This window comes from Brevibacillus sp. BD137 (assembly GCF_041644655.1).
GTDB lineage: Bacteria > Bacillota > Bacilli > Brevibacillales > Brevibacillaceae > Brevibacillus > Brevibacillus brevis_D.
The window spans coordinates 64,982-82,615 of sequence record NZ_JAOTNO010000012.1; the positions used below are offsets into that span (position 1 = coordinate 64,982).

Genomic DNA, 17,634 nt, shown 5'->3' on the forward strand with positions numbered 1-17,634 from the left:
TTACACCTTCTCCCCGTTATCGTATTCCCGCTCGGAGATAGGACGGAAGCGAACTTTATCACCAGCGCACAAGAGACTTGGAGAACTTTCACCTGCCTGAAATAAGCGCAGTGGTGTTCTTCCGATAATTTGCCATCCACCTGGGCTCTCTATCGAATAAATACCTGTTTGCAATCCTCCGATCCCTACACTCCCCATCGGAATAGATAGTCGTGGCGAGGAACGTCGCGGCGTTGCCAGTCGCTCATCCATTCCACCGAGATACGGAAAGCCGGGAGCAAATCCGATCATGTACACCAGGTACTCTGTTGTCGAATGGATCGAAATCACTTCCTCTATACTCAGACCATTTTGTTTGGCGACTACCTCCAGATCTGGACCAAAGCTCCCACCATAACAAACCGGGATTTCTACCAGTCTGTACTCTTTAGAATGAGTGCTGGAGATTTGCTGTGACATTTCCTCAAGAATAGCAACGGCACGATCGTATGGCAAAATATCATCAAGTGGATCGAAAAGAGTAATCGGATCGTAATAGACTGTAACAGTCGTAAAGCCAGGTACAGATTCGATCATCCCGGGGAAAGGATGCTCCTGTAGGTATTCAGAGAATAGGATGACCTTCTCATGGGTATGTTGATCGATAACCTCTCCTAGTTTGACCATGACACCCGAGTCCCCAAGAGGAGAGAATTCATATCTAGGCAACGTTTTTCCCTCCATTTTCGAATATCGGCACTGCCACATGAATGGAAGGGAGGAGGGTTTCTCCTCCTGCTCAGCTAATTTGTCCGCCTTCCATGACAATATCCCGGTCATGAGATATGGTCGTCTCTATTGCCAACCGCAAGCCTTTTACAATTGTTTCCAACGCCATACTTGGCTGATCTGCTTGCCTTGCTGCCTGTTCAGGCAAATAAGGGATATGGATGAACCCTCCGCGTACGGAAGCTTTTTTCTCAGCAAGGTAATGCATCAATCCATAAAAAAGATGGTTGCACACATAGGTACCCGCCGTCTGCGATATGGAAGCCGGAATTCCTTGTTGTTTTAACTCATGGACAATCGCTTTGATTGGCAATGTAGACCAGTAGCCAGTAGGACCGTTTTCCCTGATCGGTGTATCAATCGGCTGATTTCCTTCATTATCTGGGATTCGAGCGTCATTAACGTTAATCGCTACACGCTCAACCGCAATATCTCCTCGTCCACCTGCTTGACCGATACATAACACGATGTCCGGTTTCGTTTCTTCTATCGCTGCGTACAGCTGTTCGATAGATTTTTCAAAAACGGTAGGAATTTGGCGCAGCTCTACTTTATACAAATCAGACTCGATTTTTCCCAGTTCTTTTACCGATTCCCAAGCAGGGTTAACCATTTCTCCACCAAAAGGATCAAACCCTGTTACTAAAATGGTCTTCATCATTGTCTCCTCCGATCCGCATCGGTCTCATTCGTGAGAGTCGAATATGGTCTTGTCCATACTGTCGCGAAACACGCCGTGGGCTGGATGCCACACACTCCATGACAGCACGATTGAATATCTTATGCGTTTCAATGCAATCTCGCAATGCTCCTCCCGCGACCGTCTCATCAGCCGCTTCCGTTATTAAATCAAGCGTCACCCATTCAGGAAAACGAGAGAGTAAGGAAGGAGAGGTTCTGTTCGGCTTTGTAGGCCAACGATAAAACAAGAAATCTTGATCAGTAGGCAATGGAAAAATGGCTGGCTCCCAGTTATGTCCATACCGAATGTAGCGGTCGATAAAGCGTTTATTTTTGTTCCACAGACGTGGATGATGTCTCAGCCCTTCCTCGGCTGCCTTTTGAATCGTATCAAGCGCGACAGCATGATGAGGATAGTTAGATCGCTCCATCTCGCGGCCAATCCCGTAAAAGAGTGAGATCGGCATCCAATAAGATACAGGGAATCTCGGCGGGCTATTGTACCCTGCGAATGGTTGTGTCCATTCATGCGAAGGAATTCCGTGATCATCAATGATTACATCCGGCAACCAGCGATAAAACAGCTGGGGAACTACCCGTGATTCGCCAAAAACACTCGGCTGAAAACGGTGATTGGTATACTCTAATCCCACGGCATTATAACGGGCAGCATGATGCTTCCAAAATGGATTATCTTTGACGAGCTCTTGATGAAGTGCGACCCCATCCGGATTGGCAAATGGAATCACGACCAGATTGAAACGAGTAAGCCAATCCTTTTTTTCGGTTATGAGCTCTGCCACCAGCTCACGTGCAGCAGGCATACTGGAAACCTCGTTTGGATGATGTCCGGTTTCGAGCAAAATGGTTGGTTTATACAGAGATAGCTTGTGAGTTGATACGTAAGTGGATGTCTGGGGTGCTGTTACTTCCACTGCAAAAATCGGCCGTCCTTCAAACGATTCCTCTACTTCCCAGATATGCACAGACGGATGTGTAGCCAGCTCTGCCCAATCGCCCATATCTGGATGATGGTTTCGGTGTAAATAAGGAAGCTTCCGTTCTTCGATGCTGCTACTCTTTTCGTTCGTTCTCAGGATGCGTGCTTTTACAGGAGCAGATTGCTCTGCCTCGAAGTATAAATGAGTCGTTTTAATAGAGAAAGCTTGTTCTTCTGTATATTCTTTTACGCGAATGGTTGCCACTGGAGAGCTTGCTGGTTTGACCTTTACAAATGGTCGCACCGCCCCAGGAGAATTCCACGCCACTCCCGTTTTTCTTTCACCCAAATACGCATAGTAGTCCAGCGTATAAAAATAAATATCTTCATGCAACGCTTCTAATGACGAAATTGTTTCTTCGTCTATGTCTAGCCGTTCTTCCTGTTCACTCATCGTGACGGTTACGTCTATCGAATGAAAGAGCGGACTGTTTCCTTGATACGGTTCATTTTGTTTACATAACAATCCTTCCGTCAACTCAGGTAAAAACTGCTGTGTATAGAATTTCCAAAACCTCTCTCGATCCGTCGGAACCAAGATTTGTTCTTTTGTCGTTCCATAGGAGAAGAAGAGTCCTGACGTAGTTGGATAAGCTCGACTTTGCTCGTCGGCATACGTCACTGTGGATACAGGCACATCCAAATTCCATGTACCTAAGTGCGCAAGACCGACTCCCCAAGCCTCGACTCGGTAAGTAGTCGGTAGGTTCTCATCCATCACGAATGATACTTGCGACAAGGACAAGCCCAATTCTTTTTCCAACAACTGATCAACCGGGTATAATTCTTGAAGCCATCGATGAGAAAGCTCCATTCCACCTTCTCTCTCTTCTCGTTGGAAAGAGATCAACATTCGTTCTACTCGTTCCCCTGTACGTGCAAGAGACGGCAAAATCGTTTCTTTTATCCAGCACAAACCTGGTTTAAAAGCAGAGTGAATATGTACCGTACTATCGTTATCCGGAAGCAGCTCCGTGATTGCGTTCTTCCAGCATCGCTCCAACGCACGTCGAATCTCTTTTGGTTCTGACAAAAACGCGGTGACCGCGAGCGGAGAAGCTAAGCGTCCAGCCGTCTCCTTTTGCCTAACAATCGCGATCAACTGCTCATGAAACAACTGTTCTATCTCATTTCGTTCGCCCTGGTCTTTCCAGGTTTTCTCTAAAAATAAGGGGAATTCCTTCACTTTTTGCTCGTCTGATTCTTCCCATGCACCAAAAGTCCCCCCGAGTCGGTGCGGAGTGGCCGTCCCGAAATAATCAAGCGCCGCAACAATCGCTTGTCCTCCCCCTGAAAGCTGGATGACCCTTGTTGTCTTTTCTTTAGGGTCTGGGATTACCTCGACCACTCCACTTGCTAGAGGTGCTTCACTATTCATGTGTAAGGAAAAAGTGAGCTCCGCAATCCGATTTGCTTCTCCTGTGAGCGGGAAATGTATCCCGGTCGAGGCAAGACCAATCCGAGCTGCAAAGCGGGCGGCAGACATAACCGCCTCTGCAGTTTGAAGCCCTGTAAAAAATACATCTGTCCGACTCGTTACATCCGTACGCCCTGCTTGATAGAACCCTGCCGTTGTCCAAAGCTCTGTCAGACTATCAAGTGGAGTTGGTCTCTCTACGCTAGGACTTCCCTCATGAGAGCTCATCAGTGCATTCTGAGGTATCGCAATTTGACAGACAGGTGAAGCATCCGCATAAACATACAGTTGAACTTCATGTAAAGAACAACGAATCCTTTCAATGTCACCGAGTGAAGCCGTTGCAGGTGCTGCCTCTGTCCAGTATGCCGCCATCCAGCGCAGTAATCGGCTAAGACTCTCTTCGCTTCCACCAATGAAAGCAATTCGATTGTTCCCTCGATCGAGAGTGCATGACGCATCATCCACGTCGTAGGATGGCTCGATACATACTGTGCAAAGCCACTCATCGCTTTTCGTGTTGCTAGCAACCATTGGTGAATCTTCCATACGAATGGAGGGCAGATCCAGCTCACTTGTTTCAAGGCCTAATCGGGCACAAAAATCAATGAATCCTTCTACGACGATCCCCGTTTGAAAACAGAAGGAAACAGACAACGAATCAGCTACACCGTCATTGTTTCGGTCCGCAACTAACCCTTTCGTTGTAAAAATATCACCTAGCCCTCTCATTGGTTAGCCCCCTTACACGCGCAGATTTGGATCTAGCTCATCCCGTAGCCAATCGCCCAGCAGGTTAATTCCAAACACCGTAATCATAATGGCGATGCCAGGGAAAGTAGCAACCCACCATGCCGTCTCCAGATAGTTGCGACCGTCTGCCAGCATGCCGCCCCATGTAGGAATCGAAGGGTCTACACCCAATCCAATAAACGTCAACGATGCTTCCAACAAAATGTTGGTGGCTACATTTAACGTTGCCAATACGATGATCGAAGAAGAAACGTTTGGCAGGACATGTTTTCTGATGATCCGCAAATTCGTAGCCCCGATTGCTTTGGCAGCCTGGACGTATTCCATTTCCTTCACACTCATGACCTGTCCTCGAACCAGTCGCGCAAAGCCTACCCAGTTACTGATTCCCAAAACAAGGATGAGCTTCCATAGACCTGCCCCAAAGACCGTCATGACGATAATCGCAAATAAAATGAAAGGGAATGCCAGCTGTACATCTGCCAAGCGCATTAACAGATCATCTACCCAGCGCCCGTAAAAGCCTGCGATGAGGCCCAGAATCACCCCGATAACTAAGGAAATCAGTACGGATACGACACCAACCAATAACGATATTCGCGCTCCGTAAATGATTCGGCTCAGCAAGTCACGTCCGACCTGATCCGTACCCAGCAAATGCTCGGATTTCCCCGTATCGTCCATCCACGAGGGAGCAACCAACCGTGCACGCAAATCAGCTTTATCAGGAGTGGATGGCGCAATTACCGGTGCAAAAAGTGCGGATACGACGGTAAGCATAAGCAAGAACATCCCCGTCATCGCCCACGGATTTCGAGCGAATCTTCTGCCCATCTTGCTCCATTTTCCACGTTTTTTGATTGGTGGATTGGTTTGATTGTTTGGAACCGTCGCTGTCGTCATTCGCTTTTTCCTCCTCCCTGCCTAATACGTGGATCAATAAAGCCATAACTGATATCAACCAACAGATTCACGAAGATCATCAAAAAAGACAAGATAATGACAGAGCCTTGAATCACGGGAAAGTCACGTTGCGATATCGCATCGATCAGCATACGCCCGATACCTGGCCATGAAAAAACTTGCTCAATGATCACGGTACCGCCCAACAACGTTCCAAATTGTAATCCAATAAAGGTTACCGTTGGGATTAATGCGTTTCGCAAGCCATGCTTGATGATGACAAGCCATTCCTTGATCCCTTTGGAACGGGCCGTATTGATATATTGCTGATTCATTACCTCCAGCATGGAAGAGCGAACCAATCGAGCCAAAATTCCTGACAAGATGAGTCCGAGTGCAACGGAAGGCAGAACCAAATACTCCAGACCTTCATAACCAGAAGCAGGAAACCAGCCCAGCTTAACAGCAAATATGATGATTAACATAATCCCTAGCCAAAAGTTAGGAAAAGAGATTCCTAGCAATGAAAAAATGCGTCCGAAAAAGTCAGCTACGCTGCCTCTGTAAACAGCGGAAATGATCCCTACTGGAATCGCAATCAACAGAGCGACAAACATTCCCCCAAAGGCAAGCAGCAAAGTTGCTCCCATCTTCTCATTCATCATGTCGATCACGCTCTCACCCGTTCGGAACGAGGTGCCAAAGTTGCCGGTAAACATATCTTTTAAATAAAGCCCGAACTGTACATAAACGGGCTCGTCCAGACCGAGATTTTTCCGAAGCTCAGTAATTGCCTCTTTGGTAGGCTCTCCTGCTTGAAACATGATCGATACTGGATCACCAGTCATTCGCACCAGGACAAAAATGACAAGAGTAATAGCAAGAACGACAAAAACACTATGTAGTAGACGTCTAATTAAAAAGGCTGCCATCCCGCTCCTCCTTTATCAAAAATGAAGGGAATAGAAGAGACATCTTCTACTCCCCCTGTTCAAAACTTTCCTTATTCAACCGATGCTTCGCGCAAATCGATCCGTTCATCTGTCGGAGGTTGGAAGCCTTTTACTCGTTTGTTTACAGCCCACAGGTTGATCGTTTGATAGAGCGGTACATCCGGGACTAGCTCATACAGGCGTTGATTCAGCTCTTTAAATACTGCCATACGCTTTTCTTGGTCAAACGTGGAGCGTTCTGCTTTCAAGAGCTCCTCTACTTTTTCGTCATAGAAATCAGGGTTCCAGAACTCACCTTTGTGATACATCAGATAGGCAGTATTATCAAAGTCGAGCGTCCATCCACCCCAGCCATTCCGGTACATATGTCCTGCTTTTCCTTTCGGGATGAGGTCAGAAGTAAATGTGGAGGCGTCCACCAGATTCAGCTTCACCTTGAGACCGACTTGGCCTAATTGCATTTCGATCGCTTGTGCTACCTCTTTAAACGTAGCATCTGTACCCGGGAGGAAGAGATCAAGCTCAGTTCCTTCCTTCACACCTGCTTCTGCAAGCAGTTGTTTTGCTTTTTCTGGATCATAATTACGTAATGGCAGGTTAGGATCATAGCCGAAAGACATATCGCTTTGGAAGGAATTGACACGCTTACCATATCCGCCGAGCAGCGTTTCGATAATCAAATCTGCATCAATCGCGTAAGCAATCGCTTCACGGACTTTTACATTGTCAACTGGCTTCATCGATGTATTGAATCGAATCGAATAAACGGTTGGCGACCCGACTTGCATCAGTTCAAGATCAGACATGCCCTTGATGGATTCTGTTTGGCTAATCTCGACTTTTTTCATAATGTCGATCGCACCTGTTTGCATTTCAGCTAGACGTGTAGTCGCTTCTGGAATAAAACGGAACGTTACTTTTTCCAGCTTCGGTTGACCTTGCTTCCAATAGCTTTCGTTTTTCATCAGTACAACCTTGTTATCTTTTTCATAGCTATCCATTTTGAACGGACCCGTACCTACTGGATGCGTGTTAAAGTACTCGTCCCCTTTTTCCTTATAATACTTAGGCGGAACGATCACACCGCCATAACCTGCCAGCTTTGTAAGGAGTACAGGATCTTTTTCCTTGAGAATCATGTTGACTGTAAACTCGTCTACCACTTCTACACGTTCAATCGAAGCATAGTTCGCTTGCTGTGGTCCTTTTTTCCCTTCTTCACCAAGCAGGCGATCAAATGTAAATTTCACTGCTTCCGCGTTGAATGGCTCGCCGTTGTGGAAGGTAACTCCTTTACGAAGTTTAAACTGAAGGGTCTTGTCATCCTTGAACTCCCACGATTCAGCGAGTCCTGGCTGGATTTTCAAGTCAGTGGTACGCTCGACTAAGCCTTCAAATACAGAGGTTGCTACCGTACTCCAATCAAGTAAAAACGTATCAATCGGATCCCAAGAGTGCGGATCTCCATTCACACCAAGTGTAAGTTCATTTTTTGCCGGAGCTTGCGCTTCTGTCTTCGATTGCGGATTTGCCTGTGTGCTCGTGTCTGTTGACTTACCCGAACATCCGCCCAAAGCAGCAGCTAGCAAGAGTAATGCGGAGCAAGCGGTGATACCTACCTTCTTTTTCAAAACAAGTCCCCCTTTTTTCTTTACGTTCTGGCATTCATGTTGAAAAAAATATGATAGCCGTCATTTGTTCCTATTGGTTATACAAATGACAGGCAACATATCGACCATCGCCCATCGATTGAAATTCGGGCTTGTCCGTTTTGCAAATTTCCATACAATCCGGACAGCGCGTATGAAACGTGCAGCCACTCGGAGGGTTCGCAGGACTCGGTACATCTCCAGTCAAGATGATGCGCTCTCGCTTCGTTTTTGGCTTGGCAATCGGAACTGCGGACAGTAATGAGCGCGTATAAGGATGCAGCGGCTCTTCATATAGCGCATTTTTGGGTGCCAGCTCAACCATCCGTCCCAAATACATCACGCCGATCCTGTCGCAAAAATGCTTCACGACACTCAAGTTGTGAGAGATGAATATGTAAGTGAGTCCGTATTGCTTTTGCAAATCTCTCATCAGGTTCAATACCTGTGATTGAATGGATACATCGAGCGCAGATACTGGCTCATCTGCCACAATCAGCTTGGGATTAAGCGCTAGCGCACGTGCAATGCCGATCCGCTGGCGCTGACCACCACTAAACTCATGGGGAAAACGTTCGGAATTTTCTGGTTTCAGACCGACAACCTGCATCAATTCCGCTACTTTTTCCTTGCGTTCTTTTGACGTTTCATACAGTTCGAATATGATCATCGGCTCTTCAATGATCTCCCCAACTGTCATTCGCGGATTGAGGGAGGCGAACGGGTCTTGGAAAATGATTTGCAAATCCTTTCGCTTCATCCTCATCTCATTTGGGGAAAGGGCTGCTAAATTCTCTCCTTGAAAAATCACTTCGCCACCCGTAGGCTCGAGCAATCGTAGAATGGCTCTGCCTGTGGTTGACTTCCCGCAACCGGATTCACCTACAATTCCGAGCGTCTCCCCCGTTGCAACGGTAAAAGAGAGATCGTCAACAGCTTTGACGTGATTCGTTATCTTCTTCATGAACCCACTACGAATCGGAAAGTATTTTTTTAACCCTCTCACCTCAAGCAAGGGAGTAGATTCTGATTTTTCCAAAAGATTCACATCCTTTACGCTTACTCATACAGCCAGCATCTGCTTTTTGTACCATCATTCAGATCGAATAACGGTGGAGCTTGCTCGTAGCATTTGTCAAAAGCCTTCTGGCATCGTTCAGCAAAACGGCATCCTGGGGGCATCTGACCTGGACTGGGAACGGTCCCGCCAATCGTAAACAAATACTCCTGTTCTGTGTCCATATCCGGGATCGAACCCAACAAACCGACCGTGTAAGGATGCTTTGGAGTAGCAAATAACTTTTCTACCTCGGCTTCCTCGACGACTTGCCCTGCATACATGACGACCACCCGATCACACATCTCTGCTACCACACCAAGATCGTGCGTGATCAGCATAATGGTCATCTCGCTCTTCTGTTGTAGCTCTCTCATCAGGTCAAGAATCTGCGCCTGAATGGTCACGTCTAGCGCGGTCGTTGGCTCATCTGCAACCAATAGAGATGGACTACAGGACATCGCCATCGCGATCATCACACGCTGCCTCATCCCGCCAGATAGCTGATGCGGATACTCATCAACGATTTCTTCCGCTCTCGGAATCCCGACCAGCTTCAGCATTTGAATCGCGTGCTCTTTGGCTTGTTTTTTGTTCATACTTGTATGATTCAAGACGAGCTCCATGATCTGCGCCCCGATTGTATAAACCGGATTGAGTGAGGTCATCGGTTCTTGAAAAATCATCGCGATCTCTTTTCCCCGTACCTTCCTCATCTGATCCTTGGAAAAGGCAACCAGATTTTCACCGTTGTACAGGATCTCTCCTCCAGTGATTCGCGCGGTTCTCGGCAGAAGCCCCATGATGGATAGTGAGGTGACACTTTTCCCACAACCCGACTCCCCTACTACTCCAATCGTCTCACCTTTGTTGATTTGAAAACTAACGCCATCCAAAACGGTAATTTCTCCATTATCGGTTCGGAATCTCGTCTGAAGATTTTTGATTTCCAGCATCAAAGTCCCGCCTTTGCATCTGAATAACCCAGCTTGCTCATGATTTGATTCGCTACCGCTTTTGTCTCCTGTACCAAATATTCCAATCGATCTGGCTGAAAGCGTGATGTAGCTCCAGCCAAGCTCAAGCCAGCTATTACTTGTCCCGTAAAATCTCGAATAGGTACAGCAATTGCTGCGGAATCCGGCTCCAATTCACCGTAGCTGACTGTATAGCCGTTTTCACGTGCATCGTGAATCCATTGCCATAGAAGATCTTTGTCTGTATTTGTGTCAGGTGAGATTTTCTTCATGTCTACCCGGTTCAACAATTCTTCGATCTCATGATCCGGCAGAAATGAGAGTAAAATGCGCGGGCATGCCCCTGCGTACAACGGTGATTTTCTACCTACCTGCGTATATACACGAACATACTGGCGGGTATCGACTTTTTCGATGTAAACCCCTTCGTCTTGATCACGAATAATCAGGTTGACTGCCTCATCCACCGTATCTCGTAGCTGCAGCATATATGGGAGCGCGATTTTCCTGATCTCCAGCCGTTGGGCAACAATGTTCCCAAACTCCAGCAGCTTCAATCCCAATTGGTATTTAGGCGGATTATGAGTGGTCGTTTTGGAGACAAAGCCGCGCATTTCCAGCGTCTGAAGAATTCGAAATACCGTACTCTTCGGCATATCTGACAACTCGACAAGCTCAGCCAAGCTTAATTCACTGTTTTGGATAAAATATTCGAGAAACTCTAGCGTTTTTAACACACTTCGGTTTGCCGTTTTTTCTGTTTTGTCCATTTTTCATCACCATTCAATTGTCCCAAAATACGGAACGTTATTTTGTATTTTGGCATGCCATAATATTAAATGAATTCAGTTATTTCCGTCAATACATTTTTACCCCTTCGCAATCAGGTCGTTCTACCTACCTGGCTCAGGGGTAATTTGTACGTAAGGTTTTAGTGAATATTCTTTTTCTTAAACCGTCCACCAGAAACATCGTGAATATGACCGATTGCCAAAAATGCAGAGGAATCGATTTCCTCCACGATGGATTTCAGCTTCGCTTCTTCCAATCGGGTGATGACACAGAAGATGACTTTTTTAACGTCTCCGGAGTAGCCACCTTCCCCATTCAAATAGGTAATTCCCCTCCCCAGTCTCGCCGTTAACGCATCGCCAATTTCGGCTGGATAATCACTGATGATCCATACTGATCTGGATTGTTCGAGTCCGACCATCGTAATGTCGATCATTTTATAAGCGATGTAGTACGCAATTAACGAGTACATGGCCCGGTCCCACCCAAAAATGAAGCCGGCACTGCCTAGAATAAAAATGTTAAAAAACATGACCATTTCGCCGACCGAAAACGGACTTTTCCTCGTCATCAGGATCGCAACAATTTCCGTTCCATCCAAGGAACCGCCCGCGCGAATAACAAGTCCCACACCGATTCCGATGATGATCCCACCAAAAACAGCAGAGAGAAGCAAATCGTCTGTCAAGCTAGGAACATGATGGAGGTAGCTCGTCCCCAACGACATCACGACGACACCGAATAGCGTAGAGACGGCAAAGGTCTTGCCAATTTGCTTGTAGCCAATAAGTAAAAAGGGCAGGTTCAGCAGGAATAAAAATAAGCCGAGTGGGCCTCCCGTAAGTTTTGAGACCATAATGGAAACGCCGGTAACACCACCGTCAATGATGTTGTTTGGAACCAGAAAAATTTCCAGTCCGACTGCCACCAACAAGGCCCCAATGATGATTCCGAGAGTTCTTACTGCGATCCTTCTTTTTTTCTTCCGCTTATGAGTGATCGGAGCAATTGCTTTTGCATCCATTTTGATCATCCTTAGCCGTTATTTTCTTACCCCTTCATCTTTCCCAGGTAGTAAAAAAAATAGCCAGCCAGGAATTCTCCCAACCGACTCTGTATCATCCTTTAGCCCCAGACCGCAATGGAAATAATACCAATCGTGATTATCAACGACATAGACAGACGCCATACACGTTGTTGTTCCTTTAATAAGAAGACCCCGAGGAGCGTACCAAAAACCGTACTTACCTCACGAATGGGCGCAATAGCTGCCAGCGGTGCCAATGTCATGGCAAACAAAAACAATAAATACGAACCTGGTGACAGGATAGCACCGAGTACAATCGTTTGCCAGTTTTTTTGCCACTCACGGCGGATGAGTCCCTTCTTCCAAACGAAGCCCCCAGCGACAATCAGACAGGCAAAGTTCGTTATTTCCAATAAAGCGAATGGAGATAATTGTTGGACGATTTGCTTGTCGGTTAACGTGTATCCTGTAATGCATAGTCCAACAGCAACAGCGTATCGCAGGGCGAGCGGATTCACTGGTTGAGCCTGACGATTTGGCCCTATCATCCCGCTAATGGCGAAGACTCCGATCACGATGCAAATGACCCCCAGCCATCCTGATACCGATAAATACTCTTGAAAGAAAATGGCGCTAAAAAACGGAATGAGAAGCGTCCCCGTTCCCCTCATGATGGGGTAAACCTGTGAGATATCCCCGTATGTATACGCCTTTGAAATCAATAAGGTATAGCATCCTTGAAAGAAAAAGGACATAGTCAGAAAAAGAACCAAAGACCATGTCAGTTGTACGTGCATCAATTCCCAAAGGAGAACAGGCAAGAGGATCACGGTTGTTGGCAAGGTAATCAACCAAAGAAACGCCATTTTGTTCTCACTTTTTTTCGTGAACAGGTTCCAGACTGCGTGGGCAAGACCTGACGATAATACGAGCAGAATCGAAATCGATAGCATGTGTGCCCCTTCTCTCTCATGTTGTACAAACACAACTAAAGGCAATCAAACACATTGCGTTTAGTTGCTTTTCATCCGACGTGTACAGTATACACCCAGTCCCCGGAAAAATTAAGCATTGTTTCTGCTAATAGCCCCAACCATTTTATTGCCCCTGTGAACACACGCATCTTTTTCCATTCTCCGCATTTTGGGTTATAATGGAGGGATGACACTTCGTTCGGAGGATCTGACTACATGTTGCAAAGAGAGTTGACTCGGGAACAAGCGATACAGGTAGGCGAGCAAATTCTAATTGCCGTCGAAGGACACATTATTGAACGGGGCTATACGTACTTTTCAGATGGTGTCGTCTTTAATACACGCGTAGAACAAGGCCAGTATTTGACGAGTGATGTTCAAGGTTCCCAGGTGTATCATGTTCGCCTCGATATGGAAACGGTTCAAAACAGTACGTGTACCTGCCCTTATTCGCGTATTTGCAAGCATATTGCTGCCACCTTTTTTCAGATGTACAGTGTGTTCGAGAATCCTCGTACATTTTTGACCCGCTCCCAACAACCAAGGCGAGCTACTTTTTCTCCTCATCTGCTGATTCCTACTTATAAATACAGCCATACCGCTCCTGCTCAGCAGGATACAGCGTCTATCTCCTCGGCGCTTACCGCGAACAGCTCCGTCAAAGAATGGTGGGCATTTTTTGAGAGCTGGACACGCAACCTGTTTGCGGCCATGGAATCGTATCGAGCTTCCTCTGAGTTATTATCGAGCTATCAAAATGTACTGAGTGTTGCTGCCTCGTGGCCGAAGGATCGGGCACAGCTCTTTGTCATTCATGCCAATCTGTTTCATCTCATGAAGCTTACACAATACGTCAAAACGTACCGCCAATCATATTGGTTCCTGGATTTGGTTCAGACCGCCGAGCGGTTATTGGACCAATTAGAAGGGACATTGTACTTCGCGGATATCCCAGCTCTCTTGACTCACCATCAGGATGCTATCGTCGATACACTTCAACTCACAAAGGAGTTGAAAGAAAACGAAGCCACCTCTCTCTACTGGATATTCGCCTATCAAATGTTATGGTGGATGCTCTTGAAGAACCCAGAGTGGATGCAAGAGGAGATCCATGTGCTGGATCAGCTTATTAACGATGAAAACAGTTCTGCCGCCGAAAAGGAAAAAGGGCTACTGCTCCGTGCCCACTTTCATGTGATGGAAAAGGAGGACGAAGCTGCTCTACAAATCTGGAAAAGAATGAGCCGCTTGAACCTCTCCTTCTACTTGTCCTATATGAAATCATTCGCTCGCAATGGCGAATGGCAACGATTTCTCGATTGGACCGCTTCTTTGACGTCCTTAATCGGTCAAGCCGAGGCACAGCAATACCGTCTCGTTATCGCCATTTGGCAGGAAGCGATGCAGCGAGTGGGACGATCAGCCGAGTGTGGCGCCAAGCTGAAGCAGTTCTTACCGAGTAGTTATCACGAATATGCCGCCTATTTATATGAAGAACGACAGTTTCAGCAATGGATTGATTTACAAATGTCGTTTCAAGTGCCCATGGCAGATATCTCGCTCGTGCAGGTTAAAGAAATTGAGGAAACAGAACCGACTCTGCTCTTCCCTTTCTATTTACGTGAGGTGAACAGACTTATTGCGGAACGTAATCGAACGGCCTACAAAGAAGCGATCAAGCTCATGAAAAAGGTAAGGACGATTTACAACAGAGCCAACCAAGATGTGCGCTGGGAACGATACGTGGAACAATTATCTGCCAAACATAATCGGTTACGTGCTTTTCAAGAAGAGCTAAGGAGAGGAAATTTCAACTTATGAATACCGTCACTACATTGGTTCTAGATGGAGAGCTTTTGGCAGACGGACAATTCTTGATTACTGGCAAAGACACACAAGGAGCAGTGGTCGATCCAGAAGAATTGGCAGGAACACTGTTTGCGTGGGATGAGTCATCTTATTACGGAACCTTCCTGGACAAAAACGAGCAAGGCGTCTTGCTTAGTCCTGCCAAGGCCCTCTCCTTTTTCGTCTCCCCCCAGTGGCTTTTGCATCGGACCTATTCATCCAGCACGCCATTTGAACAATTTACGCATGTAGCGGGAATGATCCGTGATACGCTCGCACAAGGCTCCCTTGCCCCTGATTTTTCTTCTTGGAAAAAAGGACAAATCGGCTGGAGAGCCCTGCATACTCCCGTCGATTTTCCGGAGTACGGCCATAGGTGGCTTTCGCTTGTCGTGGAGGAATCCTTGCAAGGCACTGGTGCGATAGCACAAAAGTGGGAGCAGCTATTGACGCATTACCCGGCTCTGTACGTCATGGGCACCGAGCTTTCTCCACACCTTCAGGAACAGGAATGGTTGCAATCCATAGGCTGGCTGCCAGATACGACACCGTTTCGCACATGCTTGCAAATCATCGAGGCCGAGGAGCACCCCAATGACTGGCAGCTTCACGTGTATTTACAGAATCGTGAAGAGCCTGATCAGTTATTTCTTATTGAGCCACACCAGTTGACGGCTGAGGGAGTAGCTACCGCTCGCATCCCTGCTGACTGGCGTGAGCACTGGAATCGTTTTCTCTCGGACCTGACCAAATGCAAAGAGATTCTCCCTTGGCAAAAAGACACCCAGGAGAATCAAAGCCGTTTTCTCACCCGACTGACGAACGAGCAAGCATGGATCTTTTTGACCTCGAGCAGTTTGCAGTTAGTGCAAGCTGGGATTCACGTCTTTTTGCCAGCATGGTGGGAACAAGCGCGTCGGGTAAAACCGAAGCTAAAAGCCAAGATTACAACCTCTGTCGGGGCTAGCAGACAATCGTTCCTGGGTGTCTCCCAGCTCATGGATTTTGAATGGAAGCTCGCCTTGGGACCTGTAGAGCTCAGCGAAGAGGAATTTGAGGAACTCATTAAACAAAAGCAGCGCCTGTTGAAAATTCGCGGGCATTGGGTGCAATTGACTCCCGATCTATTCTTGCAGCTGCAAGAAGCGCTCAAGAAAAACCAAGCGAAAAACGGCATGTCCCTTCGCGATGTCATGAGAATGCACCTCGCCCCTACTGTGGAGGTTGAGGAGCTACCCGATGATGAGTTCGATTTCGACACTTCTCTAACGGTTGAAGTTCAACTAAACCAGCATTTGCGAGAGCTGTTGAACCAATTGCAAGAAACAAAGCGCATTCCGATCATGGAGCAGCCATCTACTTTTCACGGGACGTTGCGCCATTATCAGCTAGAGGGCAGTTCGTGGCTGTTCTTTTTACGCCGCTTTGGGTTGGGAGCTTGTCTGGCTGATGACATGGGATTGGGAAAAACGGTTCAATTTATTACGTATTTGCTTCATGTCAAACAACATGGCCCAGCCAGTACTCCTTCTCTCTTAATTTGCCCGACCTCCGTCATAGGCAACTGGCAAAAAGAGCTGAAGCGCTTCGCCCCCTCTCTTCAGGTGATGATTCATTATGGTAATGATCGCCAAAAGAAGGAGGCATTTTTGCCAGCGATCAAGGGAGCAGATTTGGTCATTACCTCCTACGCCCTGTCCCATTTGGATGAGCAGGAGCTAGGAATGGTTACATGGGATACGATTTGTCTCGACGAGGCGCAAAATATTAAAAACGCCTATACAAAGCAAGCATCCGCTGTGCGCGAATTGAAAGCATGGCACCGGATCGCTCTCACAGGCACTCCGATCGAAAATCGTCTGAGTGAGCTCTGGTCCATCTTTGATTTCTTGAATCCCGGCTACTTGGGAAGTCTCGGGGAATTTACCCAGCGCTTTGTCCATCCCATCGAACGCGACCAAGACCAGCAGCTCATCAATCAAGTGCAACGACTCATTCAGCCTTTCCTGCTCCGTCGCGTGAAAACCGATCCGAACATTCAGCTAGACTTGCCGGACAAGAATGAGAGCAAGGAATACGTACCGCTGACTACCGAACAAGGCGCACTTTATGAGACAGCGATTCAAGATATGTTTGATCGAATGGAAAAAGCCTCCCCTATGGAGCGGCGCGGTCTGATTCTAACGACACTGACACGTCTCAAACAATTGTGTGACCATCCTGCGCTCATTTTGAATGAAATCGCAACAACAGACGAAGCCAGTCGTTCGCACAAATTGGAAAGACTGCTGGAATTAGTGGAGGATATTCGCCAAAAGAAAGAGCGTTGCCTGATTTTTACCCAATACATCCAAATGGGCAATATGCTTCAACGGGTGCTGACGCGAGAAGGCTATGGACCTGTCTACTTCCTAAATGGAGCCACGAAAAAAGAAAAACGCGATGAGATGATCGCTCGTTTTCAAGACCCGACACTTCCGGACGATGAACGCGGGGCCATCTTCATTCTTTCGTTACGTGCGGGTGGAACTGGCTTGAACCTGACGGAAGCCAACCACGTCATTCACGTAGATCGCTGGTGGAATCCTGCGGTAGAAAATCAGGCCACTGACCGTGCTCATCGCATAGGACAGCAGCGCAATGTTCACGTCTACAAATTCATTTCACTCGGGACAATTGAGGAACGCATCGATGAAATGATGGAGAGAAAGCTATCGTTGAGCCAGCAAATTGTCGGGACGGGCGAAAGCTGGATCACAGAGCTATCAACGGAAGAGCTGCGAGACTTGTTCACCCTGCGTCATGATTGGCTAGATACGAAAGGATAGATGGAGA

At 47.1% G+C, this 17,634-nt stretch carries 13 protein-coding genes; 2 read left to right on the forward strand and 11 right to left on the reverse strand.

Annotation, left to right across the window (positions count from 1 at the left end):
- From pxpB to ODZ53_RS22520, 11 genes are all read right to left on the reverse strand, one after another.
- Positions 1 to 747, reverse strand: a complete 747-nt coding sequence (pxpB, locus tag ODZ53_RS22470) for a 5-oxoprolinase subunit PxpB (protein WP_372680308.1) — start codon at positions 745 to 747, stop codon at positions 1 to 3.
- Between the two features lie 31 nt (positions 748 to 778).
- Positions 779 to 1,426: a pyroglutamyl-peptidase I gene (pcp, locus tag ODZ53_RS22475; protein WP_137029188.1), complete on the reverse strand. Its 648-nt coding sequence runs from the start codon at positions 1,424 to 1,426 to the stop codon at positions 779 to 781.
- Complete coding sequence (locus ODZ53_RS22480) at positions 1,398 to 4,598, reverse strand: M14 family metallopeptidase (protein WP_372680186.1); 3,201 nt, start codon at positions 4,596 to 4,598, stop codon at positions 1,398 to 1,400. The genes pcp and ODZ53_RS22480 overlap by 29 nt, the downstream gene beginning before the upstream one ends.
- A 12-nt stretch (positions 4,599 to 4,610) precedes the next feature.
- On the reverse strand, positions 4,611 to 5,522 hold the full coding sequence (locus tag ODZ53_RS22485) for an ABC transporter permease (protein ID WP_199926806.1): 912 nt from the start codon (positions 5,520 to 5,522) through the stop codon (positions 4,611 to 4,613).
- Positions 5,519 to 6,454, reverse strand: a complete 936-nt coding sequence (gene nikB, locus ODZ53_RS22490) for a nickel ABC transporter permease (protein ID WP_173607368.1) — start codon at positions 6,452 to 6,454, stop codon at positions 5,519 to 5,521. Before nikB ends, ODZ53_RS22485 begins: the two co-directional genes overlap by 4 nt.
- Positions 6,455 to 6,525: 71 nt before the next feature.
- A complete protein-coding gene (locus ODZ53_RS22495) occupies positions 6,526 to 8,106 on the reverse strand; it encodes an ABC transporter substrate-binding protein (RefSeq protein ID WP_372680188.1) in 1,581 nt (526 codons plus the stop codon).
- Between the two features lie 70 nt (positions 8,107 to 8,176).
- Positions 8,177 to 9,163 carry an ABC transporter ATP-binding protein gene (locus tag ODZ53_RS22500; RefSeq protein WP_173607366.1) on the reverse strand — a complete coding sequence of 329 codons (987 nt, stop codon included), beginning with the start codon at positions 9,161 to 9,163 and terminating at the stop codon, positions 8,177 to 8,179.
- Positions 9,164 to 9,183: 20 nt separating this feature from the next.
- Positions 9,184 to 10,137 carry an ABC transporter ATP-binding protein gene (locus ODZ53_RS22505; RefSeq protein WP_007720998.1) on the reverse strand — a complete coding sequence of 318 codons (954 nt, stop codon included), beginning with the start codon at positions 10,135 to 10,137 and terminating at the stop codon, positions 9,184 to 9,186.
- The gene (locus tag ODZ53_RS22510; protein WP_238351950.1) at positions 10,137 to 10,928 is read right to left on the reverse strand and encodes an IclR family transcriptional regulator; all 792 of its coding nucleotides are present in this window, start codon (positions 10,926 to 10,928) and stop codon (positions 10,137 to 10,139) included. The genes ODZ53_RS22505 and ODZ53_RS22510 overlap by 1 nt, the downstream gene beginning before the upstream one ends.
- Before the next feature lie 161 nt (positions 10,929 to 11,089).
- On the reverse strand, positions 11,090 to 11,974 hold the full coding sequence (locus ODZ53_RS22515; RefSeq protein ID WP_173607364.1) for a YitT family protein: 885 nt from the start codon (positions 11,972 to 11,974) through the stop codon (positions 11,090 to 11,092).
- 101 nt (positions 11,975 to 12,075) lie between these two features.
- The gene (locus ODZ53_RS22520; protein ID WP_372680192.1) at positions 12,076 to 12,930 is read right to left on the reverse strand and encodes a DMT family transporter; all 855 of its coding nucleotides are present in this window, start codon (positions 12,928 to 12,930) and stop codon (positions 12,076 to 12,078) included.
- A 237-nt stretch (positions 12,931 to 13,167) separates the two neighbouring features.
- Between ODZ53_RS22520 and ODZ53_RS22525 the strand changes: the two genes are divergently transcribed.
- Both ODZ53_RS22525 and ODZ53_RS22530 read left to right on the forward strand, forming a co-directional pair.
- The gene (locus tag ODZ53_RS22525; protein ID WP_372680194.1) at positions 13,168 to 14,772 is read left to right on the forward strand and encodes an SWIM zinc finger family protein; all 1,605 of its coding nucleotides are present in this window, start codon (positions 13,168 to 13,170) and stop codon (positions 14,770 to 14,772) included.
- On the forward strand, positions 14,769 to 17,627 hold the full coding sequence (locus ODZ53_RS22530; protein ID WP_372680196.1) for a DEAD/DEAH box helicase: 2,859 nt from the start codon (positions 14,769 to 14,771) through the stop codon (positions 17,625 to 17,627). Before ODZ53_RS22525 ends, ODZ53_RS22530 begins: the two co-directional genes overlap by 4 nt.
- Positions 17,628 to 17,634 lie beyond the last annotated feature (7 nt).